A 6,536-nucleotide genomic window follows, 5' to 3' on the forward strand; every position below is an offset into this window, starting at 1 on the left:
CTGTTTTTGAGCCAGGTGTATACCGCATCTTCGCCACAGCGGCAAACGGCGGTCAATTTGCTTACCGAATCAGCTATGGACATAAGCTGACCCATAAATCCAAATGGACGCCGATGAGCATCCATATCTAAACCGGATATTATTACGGTTTTGCCCTGGTCCTTGAGTGATTGTACATAAGTTATAATCCATTCTCCAAAAAACTGGGCTTCATCGATTGCCACCACAGCAGCTTCAATGCCGATTGGTTTATGCAGGATCAAAACCGGAATGCTGAATTGCTGCCTGACCGAGGCTGTGGCTATCTCTGTCTCGGTTCGGCTATCAATATGTGGTTTGAATAGAACAACACTGTTGCCTGCAAGGGTATAGCGTTCAAGTCTTCGCATCAATTCAGTTGTTTTACCCGCAAACATGGGACCGGTAATTATCTCAATCTTGCCCATGCAAACCTCCAAAATACTTTAGCTATACAGGCTATATTCGCTGCTTTCCGTAAAATCCCTCTTACCTCATTTAAATCATATTGTTGCGTAAATTCAATTACCTTATTTTTTGCCATAAAAAAGCACCCATATTTGCCTATTTTAAAAGCCGTTATCTAAAAGCTATTTTAGAGCAAATTGATTAAAAAATTGCCCCGGTGGCATATTAAGCACAGAATTATATTTTCGGGAAAGGGCGTATTTCTATATGAATAGTGCAAGGGTAAAAGAGATACTGGCTTCCAGTGATTCCATTGAGGTGAGATTCAAAGGCTCCCCCGTGTGGATTGAGTCTCTTGACGGCGATCAGGTTAAGGTACAAGCCATTGACAGCAAAAGGCGCTTCGAGGTCATGGTACATCAATTGGTGGAAGGTAAACAAATGTAACGCATTTATGTTTTTTGCTTTTGACAATACTTTTACTCTATATTATAATGATTTACGCACGGGTTAGAGCAACCCGTTTGCAGCCGGATGGTGTAGTGGTAGCACGACTGACTCTGGATCAGTTCGCCAGGGTTCGAATCCTTGTCCGGCTGCCATATTATGGCCCCATCGTCTAGAGGCCTAGGATGCCGCCCTCTCACGGCGGAGACAGGGGTTCGACTCCCCTTGGGGCTACCATAGAGAATAAAGACCACTCTTAGCGGGGTGGTCTTATTATTATATAGAAATGAGGGATAATGTTGCGCACCCTGATTGCCACTGTATTGACCAATAGCAAGGGCAAAGATATTTACTGTGCCGTAAAAAAGCTAAGCGAGGCTCAGCTTGATACTATACGCAAAACCAGCCGGCCTCAGCTGGAGGAAGCCGGCTTTACCTTCATTAGATTGCTTTCCCTGGAATACCCTGAGGTTAAGGGACATGCCATATTTTTTGAGGGTCATTTTGATGAAATGCTGCGGGTCTTAAAAAGTCTGGAGAAAGGCTACCTGCTATAAATATGAACCTACTGCACCTGGCACTCAATAATAATTTTCTCTTTAAACCAGGGTTGTAATCTACTTGAGTGCTTGCTTTTAAGGTTGCTACGCGCCCTCACTTTACTTACTAACCCTCCATGGCCGGAGGCCACAACCAGCGATGAAAAGTGATTTAGTAGGCGCTTGAATAGTAAGATGTAGTAGGAATCAATTAACCCCTCACTCCTCACTTTTCTTACTAAGTCCTTGGCGTTCTTTAGTTTAAGCGCAGGCGGCAAAATTTTCGTCTGCCTACTTGCAGAACCATGGCATCCTGGAGCTCCAGGTTTTCTTCCTGGTATTTTTCCCCATTCACTTTAACTGCTCCCTGTTTAATCATCCGGCGGCCATCGCTGGTGGAATTGACCATGGAATTATCGTGGAGAAACTTGGGCAGCCAAACTTCTCTTTCACTGCTATCTATTACTGGTATATCTTCTGGAATATCCCTCTGGGAAAAGACCAGCTTGAATTTCTCCTCAGCTTTCTCAGCTTCTTCTTCATTGTGATAGATCTTTATTATTTCTTTGGCCAGGCATATTTTGGCGTCCCGCGGGTTAAGCTTGCCGGATTTCATATCTTCCTGTAGTCTCATTATATTAGACATTGGCACCTGGGTTAAAAGCTCAAAATAGCGGGCTATTAGTTCATCCGGAATGGACATAGTCTTGCCAAACATTTCATAGGCTTCCTCATTGACCCCTATGTAATTACCCAGGCTTTTACTCATCTTTTGTACGCCATCAGTTCCTTCCAGTATTGGCATGGTAAGTGCCACCTGGGGTTCCAGGCCGTATTCCCGGAGCAGGTTGCGTCCTACCAGGAGATTGAATTTTTGATCGGTTCCCCCCAGTTCCACATCAGCCCGCAACTCCACTGAATCATAAGCCTGCATCAAGGGGTACATAAACTCATGTATTCCTATGGGTAAGCCTTCACGATAACGCTTGGAAAAGTCATCCCTTTCCAGCATGCGCGCTACGGTATATTTCCCGGCCAGGTTGAGTACATCGGCCAGCTTGAGTTGCATCAACCAGCTGCTGTTAAAATGGATAAAGGTCTTCTGCCGATCTAGGATTTTAAAGATCTGTTCCTGGTAAGTGGCAGCATTAGCCATTACTTCTTCTTCACTTAATTGTTTTCGGGTTTCGGATTTACCAGAAGGATCACCAATACGGCCGGTAAAGTCCCCAATAATAAGATGAACTTCATGGCCCAGATCCTGGAATTGGCGAAGCTTGTTAAGAACCACTGTATGCCCCAGGTGAATATCCGGAGCGGTAGGATCGAGGCCCAGCTTGGCTCTTAAGGGGCGCTTTTCCTTGATGGAGCGGAAAAGCTTCTGGGCAAGTTCTTCCTCCGGTATGATTTCGGCCACGCCCCGCCGGATTAGTTCCATTTGTCGATTTACCTCTGTCAGCAGTGTTTTCTCGTCCACCATACTACCTCCTTGCTCATAAAATATAGCATTGAATTTCTTGATGTGCAATAATTTGAACTCTGTAAGCGTATTTATATATAGGATTTCCTACAATGCTTACCATAAGTCACAAGCAGGAAAATCCTTGTCTTTGTCAAATATTAATTAGAAGTCTTAAGATGAAGACAAGACTTATAGCATAAGCATTCCCGGCCAAATACAGGAGGGTTTAAACTACTGATGACAAGCAAAGAGAAAAAAAACAAACGAGCAAAAAGACGCAGCTATAGCTGGTTGAGTACCCTTTTATTAATTTTTTTGGTTGCTGCCGGCGTGGGGGTAGGCGTTTTAGTTTATGCGGCGCAAAATCTTCCCGCCTGGGATCCGCAACAGCTTTCCGGTGCCAGCACTACTTTTTTATATGATGACCAGGGAAAAGTCCTGGCGGGATTGCATGCCGAACAAAACCGAACTGAAATCAGCCTGGATAATGTTCCTCCCGACTTGATTAATGCCTTTATCGCTACCGAGGATCAGGATTTCTACCGCCATCACGGGGTTAACTTTAAGGGAATAGTACGAGCGTTGCTGGTTAATCTTCAATCAGGTGATTTGACGGGACAGGGGGCCAGCACTATAACCCAGCAGTTGGCCCGCAACGCTTTTCTCACCTTTGACAAGCAATGGGAAAGGAAAATCAAGGAAGTTTTATTATCTTTCAAACTGGAAACCCATTATTCCAAAGATGAAATCTTGAGCATGTATCTTAATAAAATCTACTTTGGCGCCGGTGCCTACGGGGTACAGGCAGCAGCCAACACCTATTTCGGCAAAGATGTAAGCAAATTGAACCTGGCCGAGTCCTCATTGCTGGCAGGTTTGCCGCAAAGTCCCAACTCCTATAACCCGTTCCAGTATTATGACCGGGCTAAAGCCAGGCAGCAAATGGTTCTAAACTGTATGGTAGATTGCAACTATATTGACCAGGAAACTGCCCTGCAGGCTTTTGAAACTCCCCTGGTTTTTAAGAAATCATTTAATTCCGGAAGCAGGTATGGTTATTTTATTGACGCGGTAATTGATGAAACCCTGGATATCCTGGAAGCGCGCGAAATTTATGAAGATCCGAATAATGCCATTTATCGTTCGGGACTTAAAATTTATACTACCATGAATGCCCAGCTGGAAAGCCATGCTGAAGAGTTCTTTAAGAACCCGGCCAATTTCCCCTCGGAACAGAAAAAGGGTGAGCAGATTCAATGTGCCATGGCTCTAATCGATCATAGCAACGGGGAAGTAAAAGCTATTATGGGTGGTCGTTCCTATGAGCAGCGCAGGGGGTTTAACCGGGCCACCAATGCCTTGCGACAGCCAGGGTCTTCAATTAAACCCTTGACGGTATATGCTCCGGCATTGGAAGACGGCTATATGCCCTTCTTTACCCTTATAGATGAACCGATTTCCATTAAGGTAGGAAACACTATTTGGAGCCCGAAGAACTATGACCCCAACTATCGCGGTTTGATTAGCATGAGGACTGCAGTACAGTGGTCAGTCAATACCTTTGCGGTACAATTGTTGGAAAAAGTCGGGGTAAGAAAGTCTTTTGATTTTGGCAAATCCCTGGGGCTTGATCTGGTGGATACACCTGGTACCAATGATTTGAGCCTGGCTCCCCTTTCCCTGGGCGGTCTGACCCGTGGAGCCTCACCTGTACAGATGGCCGCCGCTTATGGAGCCTTTGGCAACGGAGGTTTATATGCCAAACCCCATTTTGTAACCCGTATTCTTGATGCCGATGGAGTGGAAATCTACCGCTTCAAACCGGAATATCACCGGGCCATGTCCGAAGAAACCGCCTGGTTGATGAACAGCATGCTACAAACCGTAGTCAGCTCTGGTACCGGCACCAATGCCCGGGTCCCTGGCGTACAAACCGGGGGTAAGACCGGCACCTCGGAAGAATATAAGGACTCGTGGTTTTGCGGTGTCAGTCCCGGCTATTCTGCTGCCATATGGATGGGCTATGACCGGGAGCATACTATGAACAAGGTATATGGCAGCAGTTACCCGGCCCGTATGTTCCGCTCCATGATGCAAAAGGCCCATGAAATTAAAAATCCCAAGCCGCGTTCTATGCCTGCGGGAATAGTATCGGTGTCGGTGTGCTCGAAATCGGGCAAGCTTCCCTCTGAACTCTGCTCGCAGGAGCAAATCTTTTCCGACTATTGTCTTAAAAATAAGGTTCCGACAGAAATCTGTGATGCTCACAATATGGTTTCCATTTGCCCGGAATCTGGAAAACTGGCTGGTCGCTACTGCCCCAATCCCGAAATGCGTTCCTTGAGCAAGGATGAAACTCCCACAGAAAAATGCGATATTCACAGCGATTTTTCCCTACCTGCTTTATTAAATAACGAAGTTTATGTCTGCCGTGACCCTCGACATAACGGGAAAATTTATCGAGCCAACATGCCCAATCCTTTACAATCAGGGGGTTGCCCTCCGGAGTACCTGGAAAGAGTCATAGTGGAGAACGGGGATAGTCTTCCATATTGCCCGCTGGAAGAGCACCAGCTAAAGAAAAAGAAAGCCCGTGAAGTATTCGATGATGTGATCGGGCTATAGCAGCAAAGCTTAATTGAACTCAACCACTGTAACCCCATGGCCGCCTTCTTCCCGCAGACCATCGCGATAACTTTTAACATAGCGGTGGTCTTTTAGGTAATGGCGAACTGCGGTTCTCAGGGCTCCAGTCCCCTTGCCATGGATAATACGCACCGAATCCAGGCCTAAGAGATTGGCATCCTCCAGGTATTTATCGATTATATACAGGGCATCTTCGGCCAATTGACCCCGCACATCAATCTCCTTGGAAATTGTTCGGGCCTTTTCCAGAAAACTCTGGTGGCGGCGATGACTTATTATTTCCTCTTTTTCCTGGCTAGGAATTAACTGTTCCTGATTTACATTAAGCTTTAGTATGCCTACCTGTACTACTACCTCACCTTGACTATTGGGACCTTCTACTACATAACCCTTTTGCTTAATATTCCTTATAGTAACATAATCCCCCGCTTTGATTTCCGGCGGATTAATCCCGTAGTCTTTTTCTATTTCTCCAGGGAAGTCCACCTTAATTTGCCGGATTTTTTGCCGGGCTTGCTCTACTTCGTGCCATTTAGGCGGTTTTTCTTTTTCCTTCATCAGTTCTTTGAATTCCTCAATGGCCGTATTGGCTTCCCTTTTTATTTCCCGGAGGTAGCGCGCCGCCTCCAAACGGGATTTTTCCATTACTTCCGTCTTTTCCTGTTCAAAGCTTTCCCTATCCTGTTCCAGGCTCTGTTTTTTCTCCCGGATTTCTGCCACCAGTTTTTCCACTTCTTGCTGGGATTTTTCCACCTGGCTCTGGCTTTCTTTCAAGTGGCGAATCATGTTCCCTATTTCCATTTCCCGGCGGGGTAACAACTGCCGTGCCTGCTGTACCAGTTCAGCCTTCAAACCCAAGCGGGAGGCGATTTCCAAGGCATTGCTTTGCCCGGGCATCCCTATACTCAACTTATAGGTGGGCTGCAAGCTTACCGGGTCAAACTCCACCGAGGCATTTTTCACCCGTTCTCTTTGATAGGCAAAATATTTTAGTTCGCTCTGGTGAGTGGTCAGAA

The 6,536-nt window shown here is 46.0% G+C and carries 5 protein-coding genes, 2 tRNA genes and 1 pseudogene; 5 read left to right on the forward strand and 3 right to left on the reverse strand.

Translation table 11 applies throughout. From position 1 onward, the window contains the following. Positions 1-446: pseudogene (locus tag PHP87_RS10075) on the reverse strand (thymidine kinase); the annotation flags it as partial. Between the two features lie 247 nt (positions 447-693). Here PHP87_RS10075 and PHP87_RS10080 point away from each other — a divergent pair. From PHP87_RS10080 to PHP87_RS10095, 4 genes are all read left to right on the forward strand, one after another. Continuing rightward, entirely contained in the window at positions 694-873 is a 180-nt protein-coding gene (locus tag PHP87_RS10080) for a small, acid-soluble spore protein, H family (RefSeq protein WP_299920955.1), read from the forward strand. 81 nt (positions 874-954) lie between these two features. Then, positions 955-1,028 (forward strand) — tRNA-Gln (locus tag PHP87_RS10085). A 6-nt stretch (positions 1,029-1,034) separates the two neighbouring features. Next, a tRNA-Glu gene (locus tag PHP87_RS10090) sits at positions 1,035-1,110 on the forward strand. Between the two features lie 59 nt (positions 1,111-1,169). Further along, entirely contained in the window at positions 1,170-1,430 is a 261-nt protein-coding gene (locus tag PHP87_RS10095) for a hypothetical protein (protein ID WP_299920958.1), read from the forward strand. A gap of 238 nt (positions 1,431-1,668) precedes the next feature. On the opposite strand, the gene tyrS is transcribed toward PHP87_RS10095, so the two are convergent. Beyond that, a complete protein-coding gene (gene tyrS, locus PHP87_RS10100) occupies positions 1,669-2,871 on the reverse strand; it encodes a tyrosine--tRNA ligase (RefSeq protein ID WP_299920965.1) in 1,203 nt (400 codons plus the stop codon). A gap of 240 nt (positions 2,872-3,111) precedes the next feature. On the opposite strand from tyrS, the gene PHP87_RS10105 reads away from it, so the two are divergent. Then, a complete protein-coding gene (locus tag PHP87_RS10105; RefSeq protein ID WP_299920960.1) occupies positions 3,112-5,499 on the forward strand; it encodes a transglycosylase domain-containing protein in 2,388 nt (795 codons plus the stop codon). Positions 5,500-5,508: 9 nt separating this feature from the next. Here PHP87_RS10105 and PHP87_RS10110 read toward each other — a convergent pair. Beyond that, a partial coding sequence (locus PHP87_RS10110; RefSeq protein ID WP_299920962.1) for a Smr/MutS family protein occupies positions 5,509-6,536 on the reverse strand: 1,028 nt, incomplete at its 5' end.

The sequence above is a fragment of the Syntrophomonas sp. genome (genome assembly GCF_028707975.1).
GTDB lineage: Bacteria > Bacillota > Syntrophomonadia > Syntrophomonadales > Syntrophomonadaceae > Syntrophomonas.

Coding starts and splice junctions, on each gene's coding strand:
- PHP87_RS10080 (WP_299920955.1), top strand. CDS start 694: ATGAATAGTGCAAGGGTAAAAGAGATACTGGCTTCCAGTGATTCCATT.
- PHP87_RS10095 (WP_299920958.1), top strand. CDS start 1,170: ATGTTGCGCACCCTGATTGCCACTGTATTGACCAATAGCAAGGGCAAA.
- PHP87_RS10105 (WP_299920960.1), top strand. CDS start 3,112: ATGACAAGCAAAGAGAAAAAAAACAAACGAGCAAAAAGACGCAGCTAT.